The organism is Bradyrhizobium sp. dw_78, from assembly GCF_018449525.1.
Lineage (GTDB): Bacteria > Pseudomonadota > Alphaproteobacteria > Rhizobiales > Xanthobacteraceae > Bradyrhizobium.
Genome location: NZ_JAAVUS010000013.1, coordinates 1 through 26,269, shown reverse-complemented (window position 1 = coordinate 26,269; position 26,269 = coordinate 1). Strand labels below are relative to the sequence as shown.

The following is a 26,269-nucleotide window of genomic DNA, read 5'->3' as shown; positions in this document are numbered from 1 at the left end:
TCCGAAAAGAAACGGGGTTCATGCGCGCAGGCTGCCGCCGGTCTTCTTGGTCACCTCGGCCACGATCCTGGCGCCGACCGCGTCGATTTCCTGGTCGGTCATGGTCTTCTCGCGCGGCTGGATCGTGACGGCGATCGCGATCGACTTCTTGCCGTCCTCGATGCCTTTGCCCTCATAGACATCGAACACCGTGACATCGGTGATCAGTTTCTTGTCGACGGCTTGCGCGGAGCGGACGATATCGCCGGCGCGGACGCTGCGATCGACGATAAAGGCGAAATCGCGCGACACCGGCTGGAATGCCGACAGCTCGATCTGCGGCTTGGCGCGGGTCGGTTTCTTCTTGGCGTCGGGAATGCGATCGAGGATCACCTCGAACGCCATCAGGGGGCCGTCGGCGTCGAGCGTTTCCAGCGCGCGCGGATGCAACTCGCCGAAATAACCGAGGATGTTTTGCGGGCCGATCTGGATGGTGCCGGAACGCCCCGGATGCAGCCAGCCGGGACCGCCGGGGACGATTTGCAGCGCCTGCATCGGCGCGCCGGCGGCCGACAGCGCCGCGAACGCATCGGCCTTGGCGTCGAACGTATCGGCTGTGGCCGAGCCCGACCAGTTGCGCCCGATGCCTTTCGACGACGCAAAGCCGTGGCGGACGCCGGCGGCGGCGATCAACTGGTCCTGCGGTCTGTCGCCCTTGAAGATCTGCCCGACCTCGAACAGCGCCACATCGGCGAAACCGCGATCGTTGTTGGCCTGCGCCGCCGCGACCAGGCCCGGCAGCAGGCTCGGCCGCATCTCCGACAGGTCGGAGGCGATCGGATTGGCGAGCGTGAGCTCGGCCTGGCCGCCGCCGAACAATCCGGCGGCCGGCTTGGCGATGAACGACCAGGTCACCGCCTCGACCATGGCGCGCGCGGCCAGCGCGCGCTTGGCGCGGCGGGTGCGGAGCTGGATCGGGGTCAGCACCGGCTTGCGCGGCGCGTCGCCGCGCTCGAACGGCGTCATCGGCACCTTGTCGACGCCGACGATGCGCACGATCTCCTCGACGATATCGGCTTTGCCATGCACGTCGCTGCGCCAGGACGGCACCGCGACCTTCATCACCGGGCCGGTGCCGGCCATCATGAAGCCGAGGTGGCTGAGGATGCGCCGCGTCTCCGCCAGCGATACCTCGATGCCGGCGAGACGCTTCACCTCGGACAGCGGAAAATCGATCACGCGGTCGTCGCCATGAGCTTTGCCGACGACGACGTTCTCGGAAGGCGTGCCGCCGCACAGCTCCATCACCAGCCGCGTCGCCATTTCGAGCCCCGGCACCATGAAAGCCGGATCGACGCCGCGCTCGAAACGATAGCGCGCGTCCGAGTTGATGCCGAGCTTGCGGCCGCTCTGGGCGATATTGATCTCGTTCCACAGCGCCGATTCGATCAGCACGTCGGTGGTGCTGTCGTCGCAGCCGGAGGCTTCGCCGCCCATGATGCCGGCCAGCGATTCGACGCCGTGATCGTCGGCGATGACGCAAACATTGTTGTCCAGCGTATAGGTACGGCCGTCGAGCGCCAGCAGCGTCTCACCGTCGCGCGCGCGGCGCACGGTGAGGTGGCCCTTCACTTTCGCGGCGTCGAACACATGCAGCGGCCGGGCGCGGTCGTAGGTCATGAAATTGGTGATATCGACCAGCGCGTTGATGGGCCGCAGCCCGATCGAGGTAAGGCGCTGCTGCAACCATTCCGGCGACGGACCATTCTTGACGCCGCGCACCAGCCGCAGTGCGAAGCCCGGACAGAGCCCTTCATCGTCGACGGTGATTTTCACCGGGCAGGGAAACTCGCCCTTGATGGGACGGATCGCGGGGTCCTTGAGCTTCCCCATGTCGGCCGCGGAAAGATCGCGCGCGATGCCGTGGACGCCGGTGCAGTCCTGCCGGTTCGGCGTGAGGTTGATCTCGATCACGGGATCGCCGAGCCCGGCCCATTGCGCATAGCCGGCGCCGATCGGCGCATCGGCCGGCAGCTCCAGGATGCCGTCGTGATCTTCCGAAATCTGCAATTCCGCCGCCGAGCACAGCATGCCGCGGCTCTCGACGCCGCGAATGGTGCCGACGCCAAGCGTGATGTTCTTGCCGGGGATGAAGGTGCCGGGCGGCGAAAACACGCTGACGAGGCCGGCGCGCGCATTCGGCGCGCCGCAGACCACCTGCACCGGTGCGGCGGCGCCCTGTTCGTTCTTTTGGCCGGTATCCACCATGCAGACCCGCAAGCGGTCCGCATTGGGATGCTGCTCGGCCGAAATCACCCGCGCGATGGTGAAAGGCGCAAGCGCCTTCGCCTTGTCCTCGATGTGTTCGACTTCAAGCCCGATCATGGTGAGCTTGTCGGCGAGCTTTTCCAGCGGCTCGTCGGTGTCGAGATGTTCCTTCAGCCAGGAAAGGGTGAATTTCATGAGCTCAGCCCTCCCGCCAGCGTCGGGACGTCGAGCGGTTTGAAGCCGTAATGGCTGAGCCAGCGCACGTCGCTCTCGAACAATTGCCGCAGGTCCGACATGCCGTATTTCAGCATCGCGATGCGGTCGATGCCCATGCCCCAGGCAAAGCCCTGATACACATCGGGATCGATGCCGCAGGCGCGCAGCACGTTGGGATGCACCATGCCGCAGCCGAGAATCTCCAGCCAGTCCTCGCCCTCGCCGAAGCGGATCTCGCCCTTGTCGCGCCGGCACTGGATATCGACCTCAAGCGACGGCTCGGTGAAGGGGAAGAACGACGGGCGGAAGCGCATGTTGATGTGATCGACCTCGAAGAACGCCTTACAGAACTCGTGCAGGATCCATTTGAGGTGGCCGAGATGCGATTCCTTGTCGATGACGAGGCCCTCGACCTGGTGGAATTGCGGCGTGTGGGTGGCGTCGGAATCGATGCGATAGGTGCGGCCCGGGCAGATGATGCGGATCGGCGGCTTCTGCGTCAGCATGGTGCGCACCTGCACCGGCGAGGTGTGGGTGCGCAACAACATGCGCGAGCCGTCCGGCTTCGGGTTGAAGAAGAACGTGTCGTGCATCTCCCGCGCCGGGTGGCCTTCCGGGAAATTCAGTTTGGTGAAGTTGTAATCGTCGGTCTCGATGTCCGGCCCTTCGGCGATGGAAAATCCCATGTCGGCGAAGATCGCGGTCAATTCGTCCATCACCTGGCTGAGCGGATGGATGCGGCCTGTTTCCGCGGGCGCCTCGCGCAGGGGCAGCGTGACGTCGAGAGTCTCGGAGGCCAGCCGCGCATCGAGCGCGGCCGATTTCAGCACGTCGCGGCGTTCGGCCAGCGCCTGCGTGACCTTGTCCTTGGCCAGGTTGATGGTCGCGCCCTGGGTCTTGCGTTCGTCCGGTGACATCTTGCCGAGCGTGGCCAGCAAAGCCGAGATCGATCCCTTCTTGCCGAGGGCCGCGACCCGCACAGCCTCCAGCGCGGCCTCATTATCCGCCGCGGCGATTTGCGTGAGGATTTCGGATTCGAGTTGAGCGAGGTCGGACATGGCGATCCTTGGGCAAAGGCAGTTGAAGAACCACTTAAGCTGCCGCAACGAAGGCGCGCCCCCTCTCCCTTTGGGAGAGGGCTGGGATGAGAGGTTACGATCTATCGATAGGCCGTAACCCTTCACCCGGCGCTACGCGCCGACCTCTCCCGATGGGAGAGGTGAAAGCAAAGGCTTTTCGAGAACTTACGCCGCCAGCGCGGCCTTGGCCTTTTCGGCGATGGCCTGGAACGCCGCCGGCTCGTGGATCGCAAGATCCGACAGCACCTTGCGGTCCACGGTGATTCCCGATTTGGAAAGGCCGTTGATAAAGACGCTGTAGGTCATGCCGAACGGGCGCACCGCGGCGTTGAGGCGCTGGATCCACAACGCGCGGAAGGTACGCTTCTTGCGCTTGCGGTCGCGGAAGGCATATTGGCCGGCCTTGTCGACAGCGGCCTTGGCGGCGCGGATGGTGTTCTTGCGGCGGCCGTAAAAACCCTTGGCGGCCTTGTAGACTTTCTTGTGCTTGGCGTGAGAGGTCACACCGCGTTTGACGCGAGACATGACAGATATCCTTGGAAATCAGAGGTGATGGAATGCCGCGCGGACGCGGCCCGGCTCAATGAATCGCTGTTCTGCGATCAGGCGTTCGGCAAGAAATACTTCTTGATGTTGTCGCCGTCGGTCTTGAACAGCACGCGGGTGCCGCGGAGCTGACGAATCTGCTTCTTCGTCCGCTTGATCATGCCGTGGCGTTTGCCGGCATGGGCGGATATCACTTTACCGGTGCCAGTCACCTTGAAGCGCTTTTTAGCGCCCGATTTGGTCTTCAGCTTGGGCATTTGGCTCTCCTATGGCCGCAACACGAAAACGCCCGTGAAGGCGTCCGGTCGGCTAAAATGCTCGTTAGAGCGTTGAAAATGCTTAGCTATTTCCGAAATGAAACAGCCCGCATAAACACCGCCACGGCAGCCCTTAATCAGCCGGGCGATGAAGGCAGGGCTTATGGCAGAGCCAGGCCGAATTGGCAATAACGGAACGAGGCCGCACGGCGGCATTGTGCGCCGGAAAGGCAGCGCAGGGCCCGTTCTCCCATTTGCGGGAAAAGGGAGACGGCCACCGCGAGGCGGGAGCCGATAGAATAAAAAGGTCCGCCAGACTGCCCTGGCGGACCGTTATCCAATGGCAGTTCGTGATTAACCTAGCGCGGCGCCAGAACCATCACGACCTGACGGCCCTCGAACCGGGCGTCCTGCTCGACCTTGGCGTATTCGGCGACATCGGCCTTCACCTTGTCCAGCAGCTTGGTGCCGATTTCCTGGTGCGCCATTTCGCGGCCGCGGTAGCGCAAGGTGATCTTGACCTTGTCGCCTTCCTCGAAGAAGCGCTGCATCGCCCGCATCTTCACATCGTAATCGTGATCATCGATCATCGGCCGCAGCTTGATCTCCTTGATCTCGACGATCTTCTGCTTCTTGCGGGCCTCGGCGGCTTTTTTCTGCGCGGAATATTTGAACTTCCCGTAGTCCATAATCTTGCAAACGGGAGGAACGGTATTCGGCGAAATCTCCACCAGATCCATACCGGCATCGAGGGCCATCTTGATCGCAACCACCGTTTCGACGGTACCCTGGTTGGTACCGCCCTGGTCGATCAGCTGGATCTGCGCGTTGCGGATCTCATCATTGGTGCGCGGCCCGTCTTTGGTCGCAGCGGGCGGGGCTCTATTAGGACGGCGAATGGGTAACTCTCCAAAGTTGTGAAGGAAGGGCGCTATTCTGAAGGAATAAGGCCGAGCCGGCAAGCTCGCACGCGCGCCCCTGCTCAAAAACCATCAAATACGAGACATTTCGGTCACGGCCCACAACGCGCATCGGGGCCAAAGGTTCAGGCCGGCTCGCATCAAAGGCTGGGATCACCTCACATAGAGAGCAGGGTTTTGCTTCGCAAGCGTCGCGATGGCCACAAGCCGGTATCTGCGTCCGTTGACGGACGGCGCCTGCTGCATCAAACAGCAGGCGAAAGATGAAAGATCCATGACCGAGCCATCAGCAAACGCAACCGATCCGGAACTGGCCTTTATCGAAGTCGGCCAAGATGGTGGTCTGCGCCGCATCGCGGTGCGCGCCCGCACGGGCGGTGGTCCGGGCCTGTTCTGGCTGGGCGGCTTCCACTCCGACATGAAAGGCACCAAGGCGCTGGCGCTGGATGCCTGGGCGGCCGAACAGAATCGCGCCTGCGTCCGGTTCGATTATTCCGGACACGGCGAATCCGGCGGTGCGTTCAGGGACGGCACCATCGGGCGCTGGTTCGAGGAGGCGGTCGCGGTGTTCGACCGTTTCTGCAGCGGTCCGCAGGTGGTCATCGGTTCGTCGATGGGCGGCTGGATCGCGTTGCTGCTGGCGCGCGAAATGGCGCGGCGGGCCGACAAGCGCGCCTCGCTGGCGGGGCTGGTGCTGATCGCTCCGGCGCCGGATTTTACCGAAGAACTGATGTGGAAAGGTTTTTCGCCGGAGATTCGCCAGCAGATCGAAACCAGCGGCGAGTGGCTGCGTCCGTCGCAATATGGCGACGAGCCCTATCCGATCACGCGTGCGTTGATCGAGGAGGGCCGCCATCATCTCGTGCTCGGCAGCGCCATCGAGGTCGGCTGCCCGGTGCATATCCTGCAGGGTGCGCAGGATCCGGATGTGCCGTGGCGGCACGCCTTCGCGCTGGCGCACCGGCTACCGGCCGACGACGTGGTGCTGACGATGGTCCAGGACGGCGATCACCGCCTGTCGCGGCCGCAGGATATCGCGCGGATCATCGCGGCGGTGGCGGAAATGAAGTAAACTTATTTCTGCACGTCATCATCCGCCTTCGCGGGCATGACGGTTTTGATTGGGAGGACGCGATGAACCCGACCGCCATGCTGCGCGCCTTCTGTGACGCCGTCGAACGGCGAAATGGCCGGGCGTTCGCTTCCCTGTTCACCGAGGATGGCGTCTATCACGATGTTTTCTACGGCGTCTTCGAAGGCCGCGAGAAGATCGCCGCCATGATCGACGACTGGTTCTACCGCACGGCGGCGGATTTTCGCTGGGACATGCATACGCCGGTCAGCGACGGCGAGACGCTCTATGCGCGCTATACGTTCAGCTATCGCTCGACGCTGCTGGAGGCCAAAGATGCTCGCGCGATGTTCGAGGGCGTCGCGATCATGCAGCTCCGCGACGGCGGAATCGCGAGCTATCGCGAGGTAGCCGACACCGCGCCTGCCTTCGTCGATATGAACTTCGCCCCGGAGCGCATCGCCAGGATCGCCGCCAGACAGGGCGCGGAATTGAAGGCGCGGCCCGAGATGAAGCGACATCTGGAGCGGTGATTTTTCATTCCGTCATTGCGGGGAGCGTGAGCTCCAACGCCATCCAGTTTCTTTTTCACAGCCTTGATTCCATTGTTCGCTTGCAGTGACGGTTAGTTTCTCGCGACAGCCGTATTTGCGAGTTGCCATTCCTCGCGAACAGTTTCGTCCGCCTCCGCGCCGATCGCCTCGGCCGCCAGCGCCGCGAATGCTTCTTGCTCCATCAGTTGTGACAGTGCCCAGACCGCGGCGCCACGGACCAGCGGGCTGTTGTCGTCGAGCAGGCGCCGGGCCTCGATCGCCATATCGGCATCGCCCGAGTTGCCGATCGCGATCAGCACGTTGCGGATGAATCGATCGCGGCCGATGCGTTTGACCGGCGATTTCGTGAACAAGGCACGAAATGCGGCGTCATCCAGCCGGGCGAGATCGCCAAGGTGCGGCGCGCGCAATTCGTCGCGCGCGGCGAGCTTGGCCTCGCGCCCGGCCTGGGCAAATTTGTTCCAGGGGCACGCCGCGAGGCAATCATCGCAACCATAGATGCGGTTGCCGATCGCTTTGCGGAATTCATGGGGAATCATCCCCTTGTTCTCGATCGTCAGGTACGAAATGCAGCGCCGTGCATCGAGCTTGTAGGGTGCGGGAAACGCCGCGGTCGGGCAGATGTCGAGACAGGCCTGGCAGGAACCGCAATGATCGGCTTCTGCCTCGTCTTTCAACAAATCAGCGGCGGTGAAGATGGCGCCGAGAAACAGCCAGGAGCCGAACTCGCGCGAGACCAGGTTGGTGTGCTTGCCCTGCCAGCCGAGCCCGGCCGCCCGCGCCAGCGGCTTTTCCATCACGGCCGCGGTATCGACGAAGACTTTCACCTCGGTGCCCGAGGTTGCGGCCAGCCAGCGCGCCAGCGCCTTCAGCCGCTTCTTGATGACGTCGTGGTAATCGTCGCCCTGCGCATAGACCGAGATCGCGCCGTGTGTTCGCCGCTCCAGGATCGCGAGCGGGTTTTCATCCGGCCCGTAATTGACGCCGAGCATGATCACGGAACGTACACCGGGCCACAGCACGCGCGGATCCATCCGGCGTTCCGGCTGTGCCGCGAGCCAGTCCATGCCGCCATGCGCGCCGGCATCGAGAAAGGCGCGGAAATGCCGCGCGGCGCTTCCAGGAACATCGGGATCGGTGACGCCGACGCAGTCGAAACCAAGCGCGCGGGCTTCGTTGGCGAGCGCGGCCTTGAGGTCTGTTGGCGCGAGCTTGACGCCGGCGTTCAGAAGTCGAGGTCCACATAGGTGCGCGACGCCGGCACCCCCGCCAGCCATTCGCTCAGCAGCGGACGGAACGACGGGCGGGATTTCACCCGCGCGTACCAGGCCTTTGCTGCCTCGTCCTCGATCCATGGCACATCGCCCAGATAATCGATCGCCGAAAGATGCGCTGCGGCGGCGAGATCCGCATAGGTCAGGTTGTCGCCGGCCAGATAGTTCCGCGTCTGCGCCAGCCAGCCGATATAGGCCAGATGATAGCGCACATTTGCCTTGGCTGCGCGGATCACGTCCGTCGCCGGCGCGCCGCCGCCATTCTGCTCGCTCATGAAGCGCTTGTAGATGCGCTCGGTGACCAGCGGATTGGAGGCTTCCTCGAAAAATTTCTCGTTGAACCACGCCATCAGCCGGCGCACTTCGATGCGTTCGGCCGTCGTCGTCGGCAGCAGCCGGCGGTTGTTCATCTTCTCGCCGTAGGTTTCGTCCAGATATTCGGCGATGATGCCGGGACCGGGAATCGGCGGAATGCCATCCGACGTCAAAAGCGGCGTGGTGCCCGCGGGATTGAGCGCAAGATACCCCTCGCGCCGCTCCCAGGCCCGTTCCTCCACCAGCCGCAGATCGAGGCCGTATTCGCCGAGCGCCAGGCGGACGAAACGCGAATGCGGACAGAATGGATGATGGAACAGCGTGAACATGAAGCCCTTGATAATTTTATGTTGCTTAAGAAATTCTCACTGCCGCGAGGCTGCGCGGCCCGGCTCGGAAGCGCGCCAAACTACTCAAGAAGCGGCGCGAGGCAACCGGCGTTTTTGCATTTTGCGATTGCGGCAGGGGGGCGAATAAGCGAGAAGAACGCGGCTTTTTTGACGCATTTCGATCATAGCGGCTGGTGTCACCGATTTGAAGTTCCTGCATGCTTTCCGGCAAGTCGTATCAGGGACATCCAGGCGCGTAGCCGAACGAACTTTGGGAACAAGGCGCCAGCATGATGTCTGACACATTGAGAGCGGTGATTCTCGGCATTATTGAGGGCGTCACGGAATTTCTGCCGGTTTCCTCGACCGGCCATCTGTTGCTGGCGGGGCGTTTCTTCGACCTCGGCGAGGATGATTTCTGGAAGAGCTTCGACATCCTGATTCAGCTGGGGGCGATCCTGGCGATCGTCGTGCTCTATTTCGGAAGGCTGTGGCGGGTCGCGCTCGGCATGTTCACCAATCCCGATGACCGGCGATTCGTCATCGGTCTGCTGGTCGCGTTCCTGCCCGCGGTCATTATCGGCCTGATCGCGGGCAAACTCATCAAGGAGCACCTGTTCAATCCCTGGGTGGTCTGCTTCTCGCTCATCGTCGGCGGCGCGATCCTGCTGTGGGTCGATCAGCTCGATCACAACCCGCACGAACATGATGCGACGAAATTTCCGCTGATGACCTATCTGTGGATCGGGATCGCGCAGTGTCTGGCGATGATTCCCGGCGTGTCGCGCTCCGGCGCCAGCATCGTGGCGGCGATGCTGTTGGGTGCGGACAAGCGCGCGGCGGCGGAGTTTTCGTTCTTTCTGGCGATCCCGACCATGGTCGGCGCCTTTGCCTACGATTTTTACAAAAGCCGCGCCGAGATGACGACCGATCATTTGGGAATCATCGCCATCGGCTTCGTGGTCTCGTTCGTCACCGCGATCGTCGTGGTGAAGACGTTCCTGGAATATGTGACACGCCACGGCTTTCAGCTGTTCGCCTGGTGGCGTGTCATCGTCGGCACGCTCGGCCTGATCGCGCTGGCGATGGGGCGGTAAGCGTTTTTCGCGCAGCGATGATGCGTTGAATTCGGGTTCGTCATTCCGGGATGGTCTTACCGGGTCGGCGCTCTGCGCCGCCCGATGACAAGCTCCAGACCAGACCTCAGATGCGCAATGGCGCATCGGGAAATCTCGAGATTCCGGATCGCCGCTCCGCGTCGTCCGGAATGACGGCCGCAAATAGCCGTTCTTACGCGCTCTTCCGCTGGAATTGGCCAGCGGCGCGGAACCGCCAGAGATATTGCGGGGCCACCCCTTCCAGCGAATCTGGGGTGATGCCGAGCCCTTCCAGCGTCAGGCCGGCGGATTTCGCGGTCGCTGACACCACATTGTCGGTGCGCAACAGTTCCACCTGATCCGGCGTCAGCTTCAGGGCGCCCGGCGCAAATTGCAGGAACGCGGCCTTGAATTTCGCGAGCCCGAACGGCAGCGGCAGCAGCATCCGGTCGCGTTCGGTGATGGCCAGGATGATTTCCAGGATTTCGCGCATCGTCAGCACTTCCGGGCCGCCGAGCTCGTAGGTCGCGCCGGACCTGGCTAGGCCGTCGACGGCGTCCGCAACCGCGGTCGCGACGTCGCCGACATAGACCGGCTGCATCTTGGTCGCGCCGCCGCCGATCAGCGGCAGCGCCGGCGACACCCTGGCCAGCGCCGCGAAGCGGTTGGTGAACTGATCCTCCGGGCCGAACACCACCGAGGGCCGCATGATGGTGGCCGAGGGGATGGCCGCCAGCACCGCTTTTTCCCCGGCGGCCTTGGCGCGGGCGTAGCGCGAGCGGGAGTTCTCGTCGGCGCCGATGGCGGAGACATGCACCATCCGGGCGCCGATGGCGCTGGCGGCTCTGGCGATCGTTTCCGCGCCCTTGCCCTGCACCGCGTCGAAGGTCTGGGCGCCGCTTTCGGCCAGGATGCCGACCAGATTGATGGCGACGTGGGAATCGCGCATCGCCGCCTCGACCGAGGCCGGATGGCGTATGTTGGCCTGGACCGCGTGAATCTGCCCGACCTTGCCGATCGGCTGCAGGTGCCCGGCCAATTCCGGCCGCCTGACCGCCACCCGGACCCGGTAGTCACGCTTGCAGAGCGCGCGGACCACATGGCGTCCCAGAAAGCCCGATCCTCCGAAAACCGTGACGAGGGTGTCCAGATTCGATGCCATGGGGATGTTCCTGCCAGTCAAAGCCGAGGGGAGTGTCGCCGATATCTAGCGCTTTCGCGCCGCGCCGTCATGTCCCGCGCTGTAGCATATTTGCCCCGGGGGTCACCAATTTGACAAGCGCGCAACCGATCCGTAGTAACGCCCCCCATGCCCAGGTGGCGGAATTGGTAGACGCGCTGGCTTCAGGTGCCAGTGGCTTAACGGCCGTGAAGGTTCGAGTCCTTTCCTGGGCACCATTTTGCGCGGAATCCCGCGCAAAAGCCGGCGGACCGAGGGCCGTGCGCTGAAACGGCGGTGTCCGTGTCGGGCAACCCCTGGCGTCCAGCCTCAACAAATAAGCTCCGGCCTCACACAACCGGCTCGCCGGTCTGTTTCGCGACCTGCCTCTGCACGAAATACATCGCCATCAGCGACAGAATCGAGGTCGCGACGACGATGTAGCCCAGCCGGTCGAAATGCTGGAGCGAGCCGTCGGCATTTTGCGCGATGATCGCCGCAGCCAGCACCGATCCGAGCCCGCCGGAGAGCTGTTGCAGCGAGGCGCTGACCGCGCTGAACGAGCCGCGCTGGCTGGGTTCGGGAATCGCCGAAATCAGCGCCTGCGACGGAATCATGCGCGAAAAGATGCCGACGAACATCAAGACGTTGACGATGATCGCGGTCGTCAAAGTGACATGGCCGAGATGGGTGTAGATCGTCACCATCACGACCGATATCGCGCTGCCGAAGACGAAGGTGGGAAACTTGCCGAACCTATCGCTGGCCCGGCCGACCAGCGGGCCGGTGAAGATGCTGAACATGCCGGAGACCAGATAGATCGTCGGCAGATGCACGATATCGATCCCGAGATTATGCACGGTGTAGGCGCTGCTGAACGGCATCAGCATGAAGCCGCCGGTGGCAAGCAGCGTGGTCACCGCAAACGCCAGCGTATAGCGCGGCTGCCCGACGGTCGCGATCAGGTGCCGGAAGGCGTTCCTGTCCTGCTTGAGCCGCAGATGGCCGTTCACCGGCTCCATCAACATCAGGACGGCGGCGATCGTGGCGAGCGCCAGGCCGACCAGCGCTCCGAAAGCGACGTGCCAGTTCCAGTGGTTGGACAGAAACAGCCCGACCGGGATGCCCAGCACCTGGCTGGCCGCAAACGCGGTTTGCACGAAGCCCATCACACGGCCGCGCAGGTGTAATGGAAACAGGTCGGTGACGATGGCGAGCACGATCGAGCCGACTACGCCGCCGAACAATCCGGTGACGATCCGGCCGAGCAGCAGCAGGTGATAATTCGGTGCCAGCGCGCACAGCGCCGTTCCGGTGGCGAAGCCGATATAGAAGAACACCAAAAGACGCTTGCGATCGAATCGGTCGGCAAAGCCCGCCGCGAGAACGCCGGAAATGCCGGCGCTGAACGCATAGGCCGAAACCGCGATGCCGAACTGTCCGGCCGTGATGCCGAGCGCCGGCATGATGATGGCGCCGAGCGGCGACATGATGATGAAGTCGAGAATCACCGTGAACTGCACCAGCGCAAGCAGCGCCACGAGGCGCGCCTGGTAGCGCGAAAAGCCGCGCTCCAGCTCCTGTTGATCGTCGATCGGTCCGGCCAGCGTCTGTTCGCTCATGGCACTCTTTCGTAAGGAGGGGCGGCAGCGCGCTGCGCTTGCCGGCAAGAGATGGGGTCGGTTTAGCGGAATTTCACGACGTCGGCGCAAAGTCGCGCCAAGGTGTTGCGCCGCCGCAATGATCGAAAAGCCAAGCAAAATCAAATCGTTTTGAGGTGGAAATCCGTCCGCGCCTGTGATCCATTGCTGGTTAGACATTCTTCGCGCCAAGCCCGCTCGCCTGTTCCGGATTCGGGCGGTAGGTTGGCCGGTATCGATTCGACGAGGTTTTTGGAAATCATGACCATCCGCCTGCACCGCGGCGATCTGCCTGATCTGTCCCGCTATACCGATTCGGTGGCGATCGATACCGAGACCATGGGGTTGCATCCGCATCGCGACCGGCTTTGCGTGGTGCAGATGTCGAATGGCGACGGCAGTGCCGATGTGGTGCAGATCCCGAAGGGGCACAGCAACGCGCCGAATCTGAAGGCGCTGCTTGCCAATCCCAAGGTCGTCAAGATTTTCCATTTCGCCCGGTTCGATCTGGCCGCGCTCTACAACGCCCTCGGCGTGATGCCGCAGCCGGTCTATTGCACCAAGATCGCCTCGCGGCTCTGCCGCACCTATACCGATCGCCACGGCCTGAAGGATCTGGTGCGCGAGGTGCTCAACATCGATCTGTCGAAGCAGCAGCAATCGAGCGATTGGGGCGCGCAGGCCTTGAGCGAAGCGCAACTGGCTTACGCGGCGTCCGACGTGCTGCATCTGCACGCCCTACGCGAAAAGCTCGATGCTATGATCGCGCGCGAGGGCCGCACGGAACTCGCGAAGGCCTGTTTCGAATTTCTGCCGACGCGGGCGAAACTCGACCTCGACGGCTGGGACAGCGAAGACATCTTCGCGCATTCCTGAGGCCATTCCGGCTCCGAGAAAATCAGCGCCTGGACTTTATCCTTCTGGCGCAGGTTCTTTGCGGAAGCTGGAGTCTGCCCTTGAGTCCACGCGCGGACAACGCGTTTTGCCGCGGGGCACCGCCCCGTTTCGGACATACTCATGGGACGAGGGTCTGGGGACGGCCAGAATGGAAATCGCCATCGGCTACATCCGGCACGTATTTTGTCGGGTCAAGGTCTGGTTTGCCGGGTAATCGGGCTTAAACCTGTATCTGATCCTTTCGCCGATCCGTTCACGGAACGGCGGATCGGGTATCGAGCGCGATCCGGAGCGGCGGAAACCGGTTCGCGTCGAGAAACACGTCAACACGAGATGAGCGCCCTGGTTCTGATTCCATCAGAACCTTTTACGGGACCAGCGCCTTGGAGCAGCGGTGAATTCGGTTCAAAGCCCAACCTATGATACAAGGCTGGAGGCGCGCTTCGCCGCAGCGGCGCGCCACAGCCGGATGGTGCGGATACTGCGTATCGCGGTCCCGGCGGTCGTGCTGATGTCGCTCGCGGCGATCGTCTCGGTCTCGGTCTTCAATCCGTTCCGGATGCTGCTGCCGAAATTGCCGATCGATGCCGACAATCTGGTCGTCTCCGGCACCAAGATTACGATGGAATCGCCGCATATGGCCGGCTACACGACCGATCGTCGGCCCTACGAAGTCTGGGCGAAAACCGCGATCCAGGATGTAACCGACCCGGACCATCTCGACCTCAATATCCTGCGCGCCAAGCTATTGATGGAGGATCAGTCGACGCTGACATTGGATGCCAAAAAGGGATTCATGAACACCAAGGATCAGCTGCTGGATCTGCACAAGGATATCTTTCTGCAAACTTCGACAGGCTATGAAGCGCGCCTGAGCCAGGCGTCGGTCGATATGGGCAAGGGCACGGTGACGTCGGACGAACATGTCGACGTCAAGCTGACCAATGGAACGCTGTCTTCCGACAGGCTCAGGATTACCGGCAGCGGCGAGGTGATCATCTTCGAAGGCAATGTCGTGATGCATCTGGACCGGCTGCCTCCCCCGGACCCGCCGGCGGAATCCGACACCGCATCGGCGGAGCCCGTGGCGCCGGATCCGGCGTCCGCGCGGTCCGGCAAGCCGCGGTCTCCGTCCCACAAATCCGCCAACCCGAAATAACGATCATGACGATGTTTTTCCGGCACCGGGCCCGAATCATGCGAACCGCGCGATGCGTTGCGTCCGTCGTCGTATTCGCGCTGCTGATCGGTGAAGCCGCGGCACAGAGCGCGGTACAGGGCGTGCCCAACGCCATGCAGGGCTTTTCGCAGAACCGGGACCAGCCGATCCAGATCGAGGCGGCGACGCTGGAGATGCGCGACAAGCAAAAGGAAGCGACATTCTCCGGCAATGTGAAAGTGGTGCAGGGCGACACCACCATGACCTCGAAGACGCTCGTCGTGTTCTATGATTCGAACAACCCGCCCGCAGCCGCTCCGGCCGGCAATGCAAAGGCCCAGGCCAAACCGGCGCCGATGCAGTCGGCTACGCCCGGACCCGGCGGCAGCTCGTCGATCCGCCGGCTGGAAGCGCGGGGCAATGTCGTCGTCACCCAGAAGGAACAGGTCGTGACCGGGGAGACCGCCGTGTTCGACACCAAGACCAACCTCGTCACCATGCTTGGCGGGGTCGTTCTGACCCAGGGCAAGAACGTGCTGCGCGGCGACCGGCTGATGGTCGACATGACGACGGGCGTGTCGCGGGTCGAATCAGATAACGGCAAGGTCCAGGGCCTGTTCATCTCGTCCGGCAATCAGGGCGGCACTCCGGCGATTCCGGGTCTCGCCAATCCCGCCGCCGGGGCGGGGTCTGGATCAAATAAACCGAAATAATATCAATTACTTGTGTAAAATCCACAGGCGCTGCGGTTGAAGCTTGCCCACCGAGACTGTATCTAGCGCGTAAGCCGGCGGGGGGATAAGCGCCTCGGGATCGAGGCGTTTGGCTGGGCAACGGACATCCACTCATTCATGGTTCGTGCGCGAATCGATCAGCCCGCAGGCGTCTCGCGGGATCACCGTGAAAGGCTGAGCTGAGCTTCGATGGTCGACTTACTCGGCATGTTCCGGCGACGTCCGGCGAAGCGCAAGCCGCCCGGATTTGCGCGCGCGCATGACGACATCACGTCGCTGCGCGATCCCTTCAGCGACATGCTGACCAGTCCGGTGCGCGATGCGCCGCCGACCGCCCGCGACGCGCCGGCGCCGCGCATCGATCCGCCCTACCCCAATTCGCCGCGACCCGAACGGGCGCCGCCGGCCGAAAAGCCGAGACCCCGTCCGAAGGCCAGAAGCAACGGGGCGCCTGCCGCGCCGCAATTGTTGAAGCGGCCGGGCTATCTGGCTGTGCATAGCGTGGAAAAGAGTTTCGGCACCCGCCAGGTGGTGCGCGGCGTCAGCATCTATGTCCGGCGCGGCGAGGCGGTCGGCCTGCTGGGTCCGAACGGCGCCGGCAAGACCACGGTGTTCTACATGATCACGGGCCTGATCCCGGCCGACCGCGGCGCGATCGAGCTCGACGGTCACGACGTCACCAAGCTGCCGATGTACCAGCGCGCACGGCTCGGGATCGGCTATCTGCCGCAGGAGGCCTCGATCTTTCGCGGCCTCACGGTGGAGCAGAATATCCGCGCGGTGCTGGAAGTCGTCGAGCCCAACAGGAAAAAGCGCGAGCACGAACTCGATTCCCTGCTCGACGAGTTCAATATCACGCGCTTGCGCAAATCGCCTTCGATCGCGCTCTCCGGCGGTGAGCGGCGGCGTGTCGAAATCGCGCGCGCGCTGGCGACGCGGCCCAACTACATGCTGCTCGACGAGCCCTTTGCCGGCATCGATCCGATCGCGGTCGGCGACATTCAGGCGCTGGTGCGCCATCTCACCAATCGCGGCATCGGCGTCCTGATCACCGACCACAATGTGCGGGAAACGCTCGGCCTGACCGACCGTGCCTATATCGTCTATGCCGGTGAGATCTTGACAGAAGGCAGTCCAGACGAGATCGTGAATGATCCGGATGTTCGCCGTCTTTATCTCGGCGAGGAATTCCGCCTCTGATTTTCCGCCTCCGGCCTGGGGTGTGATTTTATCTGGGGTGTGATGTTTGGGGCTCGATCCCGGCGCAAAACCGGCGACCTTAATTTGCCGGTCGGCGGCTCTAATCAAATTTTCTAATCCGTCAAGCCGTATACATCGGTCCTGGACTACGCTAAGCAAGAATTGGACCAATTTTTAGGAACGGTTCTTGCCTTCATGGCGCTAACGCAGAGATTAGAGTTCCGCCAGTCGCAGTCGCTGGTCATGACGCCGCAGTTGATGCAGGCGATCAAGCTGCTGCAACTGTCCAATCTGGACCTCTCGGCCTTTGTCGAGGAGGAGCTGGAGCGCAATCCGCTGCTGGAGCGCGCCAGCGACGGACCCGAAGCGCCGGTGGCGGGCGAACCGGTGCCGGAGCGGGCGGAGTTTTCCGATTCCGGCGATGCGGGCTACGGCGAGCCGGATGGCGATCACGGCGAGGGGGCTGGTTTGTCCGGCGAAGGCTCCGAGCCGGTCCAGGAGGAATGGCTGAACAGCGACCTCGGCAGCCGCACCGAGATCGAGCAGACCCTCGATACCGGTCTCGACAACGTATTTTCCGAAGAGCCCGCCGAAGCCGCGGCGCGGACCGCGCAGGACGCGGCGCCGACCGCCTATACCGAATGGGGCGGCGGCGCGTCCAACGATGACGAATATAACCTCGAGGCCTTTGTCGCCGCCGAGCTCACGCTGGCCGATCATCTGGCCGAGCAACTGGCCGTGGCGGTCACCGCGCCGGCGCAGCGCATGATCGGGAAGTATCTGATCGATCTGGTCGATGAGGCCGGCTATTTGCCGCCGGATCTGGGACAGGCCGCCGAGCGGCTTGGGGCGGCGCCGAGGGACGTCGAAGACGTGCTCGCGGTATTGCAGAAATTCGATCCGCCCGGCGTCTGCGCGCGCAGCTTGAGCGAGTGCCTCGCGATCCAGCTCCGGGAGCTCAACCGTTACGACCCGGCGATGCAGGCGCTGGTCGAGCATCTGGATCTGCTGGCGAAGCGCGATATCGCCGGCTTGCGCAAACTCTGCGGCGTCGATGACGAGGATATCGCCGACATGATCGGCGAGATTCGCCGTCTCGATCCGAAGCCAGGTTTGAAGTTCGGCGCATCACGGCTGCAGACCGTGGTGCCGGACGTCTATGTGCGTCCCGGACCCGACGGCGGCTGGCATGTCGAGCTCAACAGCGACACGTTGCCCCGCGTGCTGGTCAATCAGGTCTATTACACCGAGCTGTCGAAGACGATCCGCAAGGACGGCGACAAGTCCTATTTCACCGATTGCCTGCAGAACGCGACATGGCTGGTGCGCGCCCTCGATCAGCGCGCACGCACCATCCTGAAGGTCGCGACCGAAATCGTGCGTCAGCAGGACGGCTTCTTCACCAAGGGCGTCGCGCATCTGCGGCCGCTGAACCTGAAAGCGGTGGCGGACGCGATCCAGATGCATGAATCGACGGTGTCGCGGGTGACCGCCAACAAATACATGGCGACCAACCGCGGCAGTTTTGAATTGAAGTATTTCTTCACCGCCTCGATTGCGTCGGCCGACGGCGGCGAGGCCCATTCCGCGGAAGCTGTGCGGCACCACATCAAGCAGTTGATCGACGCGGAAGATCCGGCCGCGATCCTTTCCGACGATACCATCGTGGAACGATTGCGCGATTCCGGCATTGATATCGCCCGCCGCACCGTCGCGAAATATCGCGAGGCGATGCGGATTCCGTCCTCGGTGCAGCGCCGCCGCGACAAACAGAGCATGCTCGGCAATGCCCTTTCCGCTCCCGCCGCCTCTTCGGACCGTTCCCGCGACACCGCACCGGCTTGATTGCGTCGGCGATAAATCGCGGTAGTCTCGGTTCCCCTTCATCCAATCGAGGCCGTCACCATGACTCTTCGGATCTCGGGAAAAAGCATCAGCATCGGCGAAGCGCTGCGTGGCCGCGTCAGCGCGCGCACCGAGGAAGTGCTCCGCAAATATTTCGATGGCAATTATTCCGGCCACATCACGCTCAGCAAGGACGGCTTCGGCTTCCGCACCGATTGCGCGCTGCATCTGGATTCCGGGATCACGCTGGAAGCCGATTCCAACGCCACCGACGCCTATGCCAGCGCCGATCAGGCGCTGCTGATGATCGAAAAGCGCCTGCGCCGCTACAAGGGCCGTCTGAAGGATCGCTCGGCCCGCAAGGCCTATGCGGCTTCCGCCGCGCTTGCCGAGATCGATGCGCCGACGCTGGACGCGCCGAGCTATGTCATCGAGGCGCCGGCGTCCGACGGCGAAGACGAGATGAGCGGCTACAACGCCGTGATCATCGCGGAGGCGACCACGTCGCTGAAGTGGCTTTCGGTCAGCGAAGCGGTGATGGAACTGGATCTGACCGGCGCTCCCTGCATGGTATTTCAGCACGGATCGAGCGGCCGGGTGAACATCATCTACCGCCGTGCAGACGGCAATGTCGGTTGGATCGATCCACCGGCCGTTAACGCCGGGGGTTGAATGCGGACAGGCATTGACGCCTTTTGGGTCCCCTCCCTATGGTCCGCGCCGTTTTAAGGACAGGGACAGGGATAGCCTGAGGAACAACCTTGCGGGTAGTTGGCACCGGGCAAGCGTTGGAGTAGAAGCCCCGTCGGGGAGCCAGGCCAGAATCTGTCTCCCGTCGCATCTTCCTGACGCTACCGCTTTAAACCTATTTCGCACCCTGACGGTCTAATTCACCTCGGAACGCCCAATGACGATTACCGATCTGGTCGCACCCGAGGCGATTCTCCCGGCGTTGAAGGTTAACAGCAAGAAGCAGGCGCTGCAGGAATTGGCGGCGCGCGCGGCCAGCCTGACCGGGCAAAACGAACGCGCGATTTTCGAGGTTCTGCTGCAACGTGAAAAGCTGGGCACGACCGCGGTGGGTTATGGCGTTGCGATTCCCCACGGCAAGCTTCCCAAGCTCGAAAAGCTGTTCGGATTGTTCGCCCGGCTCGAACGGCCGATCGATTTCGAGGCGATGGACGGCCAGCCCGTCGATCTGATGTTCCTGCTGCTGGCGCCGGAAGGCGCGGGTGCCGATCATTTGAAGGCGCTGGCCCGGATCGCCCGCCTGTTGCGTGATCAGGACGTCGCCAAGAAGCTGCGCGCCTCGCGCGACGCGCAGGCGATCTACTCCGTGCTGGCGCTGCCGCCGGCCAGCGCCGCGTAAGGCGCGCTTCTCAATCGCTTCCACCTCGCATCACCGGTCCTTCGGCCGTGCAGGCTCTTTCGCGAGCGAGCCGCGTCACGGATTTCATCCGTCACCGTTCCGAAAGCGCGAGAAATCCGGCGAGGCAGGGGTTCTTGTTGACCGGCGACCAATATAAAAGCTGGTCGATCATCGGCGGATGATCGACCTTTCTGAATACCGCGCCCTTGATCTGCGAACGTTGCATGGATGCCGGCACGAAGGCGATCCCAAGCCCTTCGGCAACAAAGTTGACGATGGTTTGCTGCAAATAAACCTCGAGCCCGATCACCGGATCGAAACCCGCCGCGCGGCAACACTGGACGATGCTCTCGTAAAGCGACGGCACCTGATCGCGCGGCACGATCAAAAACCGCTCCTGCGCGAGATCCTCGACTTTTATTTTCCTCGATCTCGCCAGCGGGTGGCGTTCCGGCAAGACCAGATTGAGCGGTTCCCGAAACAGCGGGCGGGTTTCGAAGCGTGAACCGTCATTGCCGGGGAAGCTGATGGCGATATCGATGACGCCGTCCCTCAAATCGCTTTCCAGCGCATTCGGCATCAATTCGCGGACACGCAAATCGACATCGGGGAAAGCCCGTTGATAGCGGCGGGTCAGGTCAGGCACCACGCTGTAGGCGGCGCACATCGTAAAGCCCATGGTGAACTGACCGGCTTCCCCGCGCCCGGTGGCGGCCGCGTTGCGTTGCGCCTGCTCGACCAGACGAAGAATCTCGGTTGCGTCCGAGAGGAACTGGCGTCCAGCCGTGGTCAACACAACTCCCTTCGAGGAGCGCATAAACAGCGGGGTTCCAAGCTCCCGCTCCAGGGCCGCGATCTGCCGGCTCAGCGGCGGCTGCGACATATGCAGACGCTCGGCGGCGCGACCGAAATTGCCGGCCTTCGCCAGTTCGCAAAAATACCGCAGTTGATTGAGGGAGGGGGCCATCGCCATCATACCTATAAGGTATCGAAAGGAGCAAAAACGGCATTGGAATGGAATAGTTCGGATCGGCTAGTCAAGGGGCGCCGATTTGAAGGATTCTCCATGCTCACGTCGCTGTCCGTGGTCTGCCCGGTGTTTGCCCTGATCGTCGCGGGCTTCGGCTGCGGCCGTCTCGGATTGCTCGGGCCTGCGGCAAGTTCGGAACTGAATCGCTTTGTCGTTTATCTCGGCTTGCCTGCATTGTTGTTCCAGGTCATGGCCGATGCGAACTGGCCGACGCTGTGGCAGCCCGGGTTCATCGCGTCGTTTACGATCGGCATCGTCGTCATATTCGGCGGCACGCTGATCTATCGGGTCGCGAACGGGCATCATTTGACGGATGCGTCGATTGACGGTCTGAACGCGGGCTACGCGAACGTCGGCTACGTCGGATTTCCGCTCTGTGAATTGATCTTTGGCCGTCAAAGCCTGGCTCTGGTGACGATCGCGACCATCCTGACGGTCAGCGTCTTGTTCGCGACCGCGATCATCTTTGTGGAAATAGGCCTGCAGACCGAACGCCGGCCGCACCGTCTGTTCGTCAAGATCGGCAAGGCGCTGATCCGCAATCCGTTGCTGGTCGCGCCGTTGCTGGGGGCCTTGTGGTCGACGACCCATACGCCTGTCCCGGAAGCCGCCAAGGTCGTGCTTCATATGCTGGGCGACGCGGCGAGTCCCTGTGCCTTGGTCTCGCTGGGCCTGTTTCTCGCCGTCAGGCACCACGGTAGCCGGTCCAACTGGCCGATCGCGGCGATGCTCACAGCATTGAAGTTGATCATCCAGCCCGGGATCGCCGCGATCTGCGCCTACGGCATCTTCAAGCTGCAGCCGATGCCGGCCGCGATCGTTGTGCTGCTTTCGGCATTGCCGACAGGTACGGGCCCGTTCATGATCGCCGAATTCTACAAACGCGAAGCCGTCGTGACATCCGGAACGATTCTTCTCACGACAATGGCATCCGTCGTCTCATTGACAGCCTGCCTGATGCTGCTCGGCCATGTCCCTGGCTGACGCGAGCATGGCTGACCAAGGGCAGTCGAAAGCAAGCGCGCGTCCGCGCCCACCGATCGAGGGCGAACGCGCGCTTCGCAACTCTTGTCCGGATTCAACAGCCGACGCTGGCGTATAGCGTTTTCAAGCGAAGTGGATTCCGGTTCGCGTGAAGAAAACGCGTCTAAACAAAGTATTAGAGTGCGGTTCTGATTCAATCAGAACCGATAAGGCTCTAATTTCGGGTCAGCGGCGGTTGTAAAAGCGGCCCTCCGCGAATGACACCAGCCAGGCTGGCGGGTCTCAATGCACGCTGACGGCCTGGAGCTCGTTGCTCCATGCATTCGCGATCGCAGCTTCCCGGCTGTCGGTCAGCATGATCGGGGTGCCGTCGGCGGCGTGGAGCGCAAACAGCTTCAGTCCGGGCGCGATCTTCGGCGCCTGCGGAAACAGGTCAGGCACGTCCTCGGAACGGACCTGCTTGACATAGGCGATATGACCCTCGCCCAGATGCGCCAGCGCCTCGGGGGAGACATTGGTCGGTTCGTACGCAAAATTACCTTCAGTCATGGTCTCGACTCCTCTGTGAGACTAAGCGGTCGAGTCCGCTACTCGTTCCCATTATTCGTGCTCATTGATAGCGATTGTCTTAACGATTTTTTCCGGCTCAGGCCGGGCCAGATCGATCGACAACAGCCCGTTTTTCAAATCCGCGCCCAGCACCAGCATCCCCTCCGCCAGCACGAAGGTGCGCTGGAAGTGGCGTGCGGCGATGCCGCGATGGATGTACTGCCGGGCCTTGTCGTCCTGTTGGCGGCCCCGGATCACGAGCTGGTTTTCCTCAATGGTTACATCGAGCTGGTCGCGGGTGAAGCCCGCCACCGCCAACGTGATGCGCAGCCTTTCGGGCTGGCCGTTGCTGCGTTCGCAGCGCTCGATGTTGTACGGAGGATAACCGTCGGCGCCTTTCACGACACGATCGAGCGCACGCTCGATTTCGTCGAATCCCAAAAGGAACGGACTGGATAACGAAGGAACACGAGACATTCCAAAGTCCTCTCGAAGCGACTTTGAGGGGCCCTTGCGGCACCCCATTTTTGGCCGTCCGGCGGACTGCCGTGCGGTCAACATGCAATATGGGCATGATTTTGCTGGCGTTCAAGCGCCGGTGGAGCCCCGCTATCGGGCATCGTTGCGGGGGCGATGAAGGGCATCGGGCCGAGCGCAGTTGGGGAACTCGCGTTCCGTCGGGCCTCCTGCAAGGACCGGATTTGGTTAACGGCCGGGCTTTCGGGGCCGGCCAGCTCTGCCAGCCCCGAAGCGACGGCAGGTTCAACGCCTGCGGGTCGGACCGCAGACCGCGCCCTTGGCGATCATGGTTTCGATCTCGCCCTCGGAATATCCGAATTCCGACAGCACTTCCTTGGTGTGCTGGCTGAATTTCGGCGGCGTCCGGCGCAGGCTCGGTTTGCTGCGCTCCAGCCGGATCGGCGAAGCCACGCCCTTGTACCAGTCCTTCTCGATGACGTCGCCGCGATAGACGGTGTGCGCGCTCGTCAGCGCCTGATCGATCGACTGCACCGGGCCGGCGGGAAGTCCCGCGGCCAGCAGACGATCGCACAGCGGACCTGCTTCGTGCTGGCTGAAAACGGCTGCCAGCTCGGCGCGCAGCGCATCGCGGTTGGCGATGCGGTCCTTGTTGCGCGCGAAGCGCGGATCGGTGCCGAGTTCGGGTTTGCCGATTTCCTTGGCTAGCTTGCGGAAGGTGCCGTCATTGCCGACGCCGATGAAGATATCGTCGGTGCGGGTCTGAAAGATCGCATAGGGCACGAGGTTGGGATGCTCGTTGCCGGTGAGCTGCGGCGGCCTGCCATGCATGAAATAATTCGCGGCATGCGGGTGCATGACCGCAAGGCCGGTCTCATACAGCGTGGTTTCGAGAAACTGCCCAAGCCCCGACCGTTGCCGCTCCGACAGCGCCATCAGGATGCCGATCGCCGCATAAAGCCCGGTGGTGATGTCGACCACCGGCACGCCGATTCGCATCGGCCCGCTTTGCGGCGAACCGGTGGCCTTGATCATCCCTGTCATCGCCTGGATGATGGCGTCATAGCCCGGATTGCCGCCGCGCGGACCATCGGCGCCGAAGCCCGAGATCCGGCAGTGTACGAGGCGCGGGAATTTTGCGCGCAAAAGATCGTTGCCGATGCCCCATTTGTCGAGCGTGCCCGGCTTGAAATTCTCGATCAGGACATCCGCGCCTTCCAGCATCTTCATCAGCACCGCGCGTCCGCCTTCCGAGGCGAGGTCGAGTCCGATCGAACGCTTGTTGCGGTTGACGCCGACGAAATAGGCCGCGTCTTCTTCGTGGAAGGGAGGGCCCCAGTCGCGGACTTCGTCGCCGGCGGGGGGCTCCACCTTGATCACGTCGGCGCCATGATCGGCGAGGATTTGCGTGCAGTAAGGGCCGCCGAGAACGCGCGTGAGATCGATTACGCGCAGCCCCGCCATCGCGCCGGGAGCAACTGGGGAAGTCATCAAAACAACCTTCGCTAAATGTTGATCGAACGAAAGCAAGCGTGTTCGGATCACAGAGCTAGCGAGGTTCGGGGGCGGCAGCAATGCCTTCGCACGCGCAGCCGCATGTCACAGATGTCGGGAAGCGGCCCGCCGGCTGTCCGGCGCTTCTTCAAGCGACGGCTGGCCCGCCAGCTTGCCGGGCGGGCCAGCCGGCTTCGTCAGACAACCGTCAGGCGGACGTCGACATTGCCGCGGGTGGCGTTGGAATAGGGGCATACCTGATGCGCCTTCTCCACCAGCGCTTCCGCATCCGCGCGCGGAACCCCGGGCAGGGCGATCTCGAGCTGGATATCCAGGCCGAAGCCGCCGGCCGATCTCGGACCGATGCCAACCGTCGAGGTCACCGACGTATCGGCCGGCACTTTCGGGCCCCCCTGCGAAGCAACGAATTTCATCGCGCCAAGGAAGCAGGCGGCATAGCCGGCGGCGAATAATTGCTCGGGATTGTTGCCCGCGCCACCGCCGCCGCCGAGTTCCTTCGGCGTGGCAAGCGTGACGTCGAGCGTTCCATCCAGCGTCGCGGCGTGGCCATCGCGGCCCCCGGTTGCCTTGGCGCTGGTTCGGTAAAGCACATTAACGGACATGGTGGCGTTCCTTGGTTCGGGTTTCGACAGCAAATATATTGCACACAAGTAGATTGTGCGCAATATAAATAAGAAGGCCTCACATTTAATTGTTCGCAATTGATTGCTGGCCCGGCCGGGCCCAGAATTGACCGGCCGACCTGCCGGTTGGAAGGATTTACAAATGGCCAGAAAACATCCTGCGGACCCGCAGCTTCTGCTCGGCAACCAGATCTGCTTTGCGGTCTACTCGACCGCGCATGCCTTCAATCGCGTCTACAAGCCGCTGCTTGACCGGCTGGGGCTGACCTATCCGCAATATCTGGTGATGCTGGTGCTGTGGGAGGGCGACGGCCTGCCGGTCAAGGACATCGGCGAACGGCTGTTTCTGGACTCGGGAACGCTGACGCCGCTGCTGAAGCGGCTGGAAGTGGCGCAGCTCGTCAAGCGCACCCGTAACACCGAGGATGAGCGGCAGGTCCTGATCTCGCTCACGCCGCAAGGCCAGGCGCTGCAGGAAAAGGCCAAATCGGTGCCGCACGCCATCCTCGCCGCGTCCGCGTGCTCGGTCCCCGAATTATTGGCGACGAAAAATCAGCTCACCGCCTTGCGCGACCGCCTGAACGCCGCGCTGGAAGACAGCTCCGCGCAGTAACTTCCAATCGTCGCAGTCACGGATCTGGCGGGTGCCACGGAACTTAACGGGCGTTCGTTCCGGGAGAGAACACGGCCGAAACGGCTTGCGAAACGTTGGTGGAGCCAGGCGGGATCGAACCGCCGACCTCTTGCATGCCATGCAAGCGCTCTCCCAGCTGAGCTATGGCCCCGAAACCAGCGCGATCGATTTAAATCAGATCGCCGTCCCGCTCTACTCTTTTGAGCATGATCGATCCGGAAAATTGCCTTCCGCCAACGTGCCCATCAAGGGGCCGGATCATGCTCGCCCGCGCGCCTTGGGCGACGCACGGGATAGAAAACCCTGAACACAGTTCGGGGATTATCTCAAGTCTCCTCGTCGCCGCCGACGTCGCCGATAATGTCGGTGACGTCTTCGTCGCCTTCCTCTTCGTCGGCGATGAAGGTGGAGTCGTCATCATCATCGTCTTCGATGGTCTCATCGATTTCGATGTCGTCTTCCGACTCCGGAACGACGGCCTGAACCTTTCCGCTATTCTCCTCGGCGTCGGCTTCCTCGAGCGATACCAGCTCCTCGGCCTCCGCGGG

27 protein-coding genes and 2 tRNA genes are annotated in these 26,269 nt (G+C 62.7%); 13 read left to right on the top strand and 16 right to left on the bottom strand.

Annotated features, from left to right (window positions below; translation table 11 throughout):
• Positions 1 to 18 precede the first annotated feature (18 nt).
• From pheT to infC, 5 genes are all read right to left on the bottom strand, one after another.
• On the bottom strand, positions 19 to 2,442 hold the full coding sequence (pheT, locus tag HB630_RS25735; RefSeq protein ID WP_213775525.1) for a phenylalanine--tRNA ligase subunit beta: 2,424 nt from the start codon (positions 2,440 to 2,442) through the stop codon (positions 19 to 21).
• Complete coding sequence (gene pheS / locus HB630_RS25730) at positions 2,439 to 3,521, bottom strand: phenylalanine--tRNA ligase subunit alpha (RefSeq protein WP_213775524.1); 1,083 nt, start codon at positions 3,519 to 3,521, stop codon at positions 2,439 to 2,441. Before pheS ends, pheT begins: the two co-directional genes overlap by 4 nt.
• A gap of 186 nt (positions 3,522 to 3,707) precedes the next feature.
• Positions 3,708 to 4,067 (bottom strand): 50S ribosomal protein L20, encoded by a 360-nt coding sequence (gene rplT, locus HB630_RS25725; protein WP_213775523.1) that lies wholly within the window; start codon positions 4,065 to 4,067, stop codon positions 3,708 to 3,710.
• 77 nt (positions 4,068 to 4,144) lie between these two features.
• Entirely contained in the window at positions 4,145 to 4,345 is a 201-nt protein-coding gene (gene rpmI, locus HB630_RS25720; RefSeq protein ID WP_213775522.1) for a 50S ribosomal protein L35, read from the bottom strand.
• Positions 4,346 to 4,704: 359 nt separating this feature from the next.
• Entirely contained in the window at positions 4,705 to 5,244 is a 540-nt protein-coding gene (gene infC, locus HB630_RS25715) for a translation initiation factor IF-3 (RefSeq protein ID WP_213775628.1), read from the bottom strand.
• A 295-nt stretch (positions 5,245 to 5,539) separates the two neighbouring features.
• Here infC and HB630_RS25710 point away from each other — a divergent pair, with 295 nt between their 5' ends.
• A complete protein-coding gene (locus HB630_RS25710) occupies positions 5,540 to 6,337 on the top strand; it encodes an alpha/beta hydrolase (protein WP_213775521.1) in 798 nt (265 codons plus the stop codon).
• Positions 6,338 to 6,399: 62 nt separating this feature from the next.
• Positions 6,400 to 6,870: a nuclear transport factor 2 family protein gene (locus tag HB630_RS25705; protein WP_213775520.1), complete on the top strand. Its 471-nt coding sequence runs from the start codon at positions 6,400 to 6,402 to the stop codon at positions 6,868 to 6,870.
• A gap of 92 nt (positions 6,871 to 6,962) precedes the next feature.
• On the opposite strand, the gene queG is transcribed toward HB630_RS25705, so the two are convergent.
• Positions 6,963 to 8,168 (bottom strand): tRNA epoxyqueuosine(34) reductase QueG, encoded by a 1,206-nt coding sequence (queG, locus tag HB630_RS25700; RefSeq protein ID WP_213775519.1) that lies wholly within the window; start codon positions 8,166 to 8,168, stop codon positions 6,963 to 6,965.
• On the bottom strand, positions 8,117 to 8,809 hold the full coding sequence (locus HB630_RS25695; protein WP_213775518.1) for a glutathione S-transferase family protein: 693 nt from the start codon (positions 8,807 to 8,809) through the stop codon (positions 8,117 to 8,119). Before HB630_RS25695 ends, queG begins: the two co-directional genes overlap by 52 nt.
• A 290-nt stretch (positions 8,810 to 9,099) precedes the next feature.
• Here HB630_RS25695 and HB630_RS25690 point away from each other — a divergent pair, with 290 nt between their 5' ends.
• Positions 9,100 to 9,906 carry an undecaprenyl-diphosphate phosphatase gene (locus HB630_RS25690; protein ID WP_213775517.1) on the top strand — a complete coding sequence of 269 codons (807 nt, stop codon included), beginning with the start codon at positions 9,100 to 9,102 and terminating at the stop codon, positions 9,904 to 9,906.
• Between the two features lie 193 nt (positions 9,907 to 10,099).
• On the opposite strand, the gene HB630_RS25685 is transcribed toward HB630_RS25690, so the two are convergent.
• Positions 10,100 to 11,068, bottom strand: a complete 969-nt coding sequence (locus HB630_RS25685; protein ID WP_213775516.1) for a complex I NDUFA9 subunit family protein — start codon at positions 11,066 to 11,068, stop codon at positions 10,100 to 10,102.
• Between the two features lie 149 nt (positions 11,069 to 11,217).
• On the opposite strand from HB630_RS25685, the gene HB630_RS25680 reads away from it, so the two are divergent.
• Positions 11,218 to 11,304 (top strand) — tRNA-Leu (locus HB630_RS25680).
• A gap of 111 nt (positions 11,305 to 11,415) precedes the next feature.
• Here the strand turns inward: HB630_RS25680 and HB630_RS25675 are convergent.
• Complete coding sequence (locus HB630_RS25675; RefSeq protein ID WP_213775515.1) at positions 11,416 to 12,687, bottom strand: MFS transporter; 1,272 nt, start codon at positions 12,685 to 12,687, stop codon at positions 11,416 to 11,418.
• Between the two features lie 279 nt (positions 12,688 to 12,966).
• Here HB630_RS25675 and HB630_RS25670 point away from each other — a divergent pair, with 279 nt between their 5' ends.
• The 7 genes from HB630_RS25670 (at position 12,967) to ptsN (ending at position 19,909) form a co-directional block, all read left to right on the top strand.
• The gene (locus tag HB630_RS25670; protein ID WP_213775514.1) at positions 12,967 to 13,581 is read left to right on the top strand and encodes a ribonuclease D; all 615 of its coding nucleotides are present in this window, start codon (positions 12,967 to 12,969) and stop codon (positions 13,579 to 13,581) included.
• Positions 13,582 to 13,996: 415 nt separating this feature from the next.
• On the top strand, positions 13,997 to 14,761 hold the full coding sequence (gene lptC / locus HB630_RS25665; RefSeq protein ID WP_213775513.1) for an LPS export ABC transporter periplasmic protein LptC: 765 nt from the start codon (positions 13,997 to 13,999) through the stop codon (positions 14,759 to 14,761).
• Between the two features lie 38 nt (positions 14,762 to 14,799).
• Positions 14,800 to 15,474, top strand: coding sequence for an LptA/OstA family protein (locus tag HB630_RS25660; RefSeq protein ID WP_249781060.1), 675 nt, complete (start codon positions 14,800 to 14,802; stop codon positions 15,472 to 15,474).
• Between the two features lie 210 nt (positions 15,475 to 15,684).
• Positions 15,685 to 16,695 (top strand): LPS export ABC transporter ATP-binding protein, encoded by a 1,011-nt coding sequence (gene lptB / locus HB630_RS25655; RefSeq protein WP_213775512.1) that lies wholly within the window; start codon positions 15,685 to 15,687, stop codon positions 16,693 to 16,695.
• A 195-nt stretch (positions 16,696 to 16,890) separates the two neighbouring features.
• On the top strand, positions 16,891 to 18,540 hold the full coding sequence (gene rpoN / locus HB630_RS25650) for an RNA polymerase factor sigma-54 (RefSeq protein WP_213775511.1): 1,650 nt from the start codon (positions 16,891 to 16,893) through the stop codon (positions 18,538 to 18,540).
• 60 nt (positions 18,541 to 18,600) lie between these two features.
• Complete coding sequence (gene raiA / locus HB630_RS25645; RefSeq protein WP_213775510.1) at positions 18,601 to 19,212, top strand: ribosome-associated translation inhibitor RaiA; 612 nt, start codon at positions 18,601 to 18,603, stop codon at positions 19,210 to 19,212.
• Between the two features lie 235 nt (positions 19,213 to 19,447).
• Complete coding sequence (gene ptsN / locus HB630_RS25640; protein WP_213775509.1) at positions 19,448 to 19,909, top strand: PTS IIA-like nitrogen regulatory protein PtsN; 462 nt, start codon at positions 19,448 to 19,450, stop codon at positions 19,907 to 19,909.
• Positions 19,910 to 20,000: 91 nt separating this feature from the next.
• Here ptsN and HB630_RS25635 read toward each other — a convergent pair whose 3' ends face one another.
• On the bottom strand, positions 20,001 to 20,876 hold the full coding sequence (locus HB630_RS25635) for a LysR family transcriptional regulator (protein ID WP_213775508.1): 876 nt from the start codon (positions 20,874 to 20,876) through the stop codon (positions 20,001 to 20,003).
• 99 nt (positions 20,877 to 20,975) lie between these two features.
• Between HB630_RS25635 and HB630_RS25630 the strand changes: the two genes are divergently transcribed.
• Positions 20,976 to 21,923 carry an AEC family transporter gene (locus HB630_RS25630; protein WP_213775507.1) on the top strand — a complete coding sequence of 316 codons (948 nt, stop codon included), beginning with the start codon at positions 20,976 to 20,978 and terminating at the stop codon, positions 21,921 to 21,923.
• Positions 21,924 to 22,205: 282 nt separating this feature from the next.
• Here the strand turns inward: HB630_RS25630 and HB630_RS25625 are convergent, their stop codons facing one another.
• From HB630_RS25625 to HB630_RS25610, 4 genes are all read right to left on the bottom strand, one after another.
• Positions 22,206 to 22,472, bottom strand: a complete 267-nt coding sequence (locus HB630_RS25625) for a DUF1150 domain-containing protein (RefSeq protein ID WP_213775506.1) — start codon at positions 22,470 to 22,472, stop codon at positions 22,206 to 22,208.
• A 51-nt stretch (positions 22,473 to 22,523) separates the two neighbouring features.
• Positions 22,524 to 22,949 (bottom strand): Hsp20 family protein, encoded by a 426-nt coding sequence (locus tag HB630_RS25620; protein WP_213775505.1) that lies wholly within the window; start codon positions 22,947 to 22,949, stop codon positions 22,524 to 22,526.
• A 285-nt stretch (positions 22,950 to 23,234) separates the two neighbouring features.
• Positions 23,235 to 24,440, bottom strand: a complete 1,206-nt coding sequence (locus HB630_RS25615) for a CaiB/BaiF CoA-transferase family protein (RefSeq protein WP_213775504.1) — start codon at positions 24,438 to 24,440, stop codon at positions 23,235 to 23,237.
• Positions 24,441 to 24,640: 200 nt separating this feature from the next.
• Positions 24,641 to 25,066 carry an organic hydroperoxide resistance protein gene (locus tag HB630_RS25610; protein ID WP_213775503.1) on the bottom strand — a complete coding sequence of 142 codons (426 nt, stop codon included), beginning with the start codon at positions 25,064 to 25,066 and terminating at the stop codon, positions 24,641 to 24,643.
• 163 nt (positions 25,067 to 25,229) lie between these two features.
• On the opposite strand from HB630_RS25610, the gene HB630_RS25605 reads away from it, so the two are divergent.
• Complete coding sequence (locus HB630_RS25605) at positions 25,230 to 25,700, top strand: MarR family transcriptional regulator (protein ID WP_213775502.1); 471 nt, start codon at positions 25,230 to 25,232, stop codon at positions 25,698 to 25,700.
• 96 nt (positions 25,701 to 25,796) lie between these two features.
• Here HB630_RS25605 and HB630_RS25600 read toward each other — a convergent pair.
• Both HB630_RS25600 and HB630_RS25595 read right to left on the bottom strand, forming a co-directional pair.
• A tRNA-Ala gene (locus tag HB630_RS25600) sits at positions 25,797 to 25,872 on the bottom strand.
• 175 nt (positions 25,873 to 26,047) lie between these two features.
• Positions 26,048 to 26,269 (bottom strand): TIGR02300 family protein (locus HB630_RS25595; RefSeq protein ID WP_213775501.1); only part of this gene is annotated, 222 nt, incomplete at its 5' end.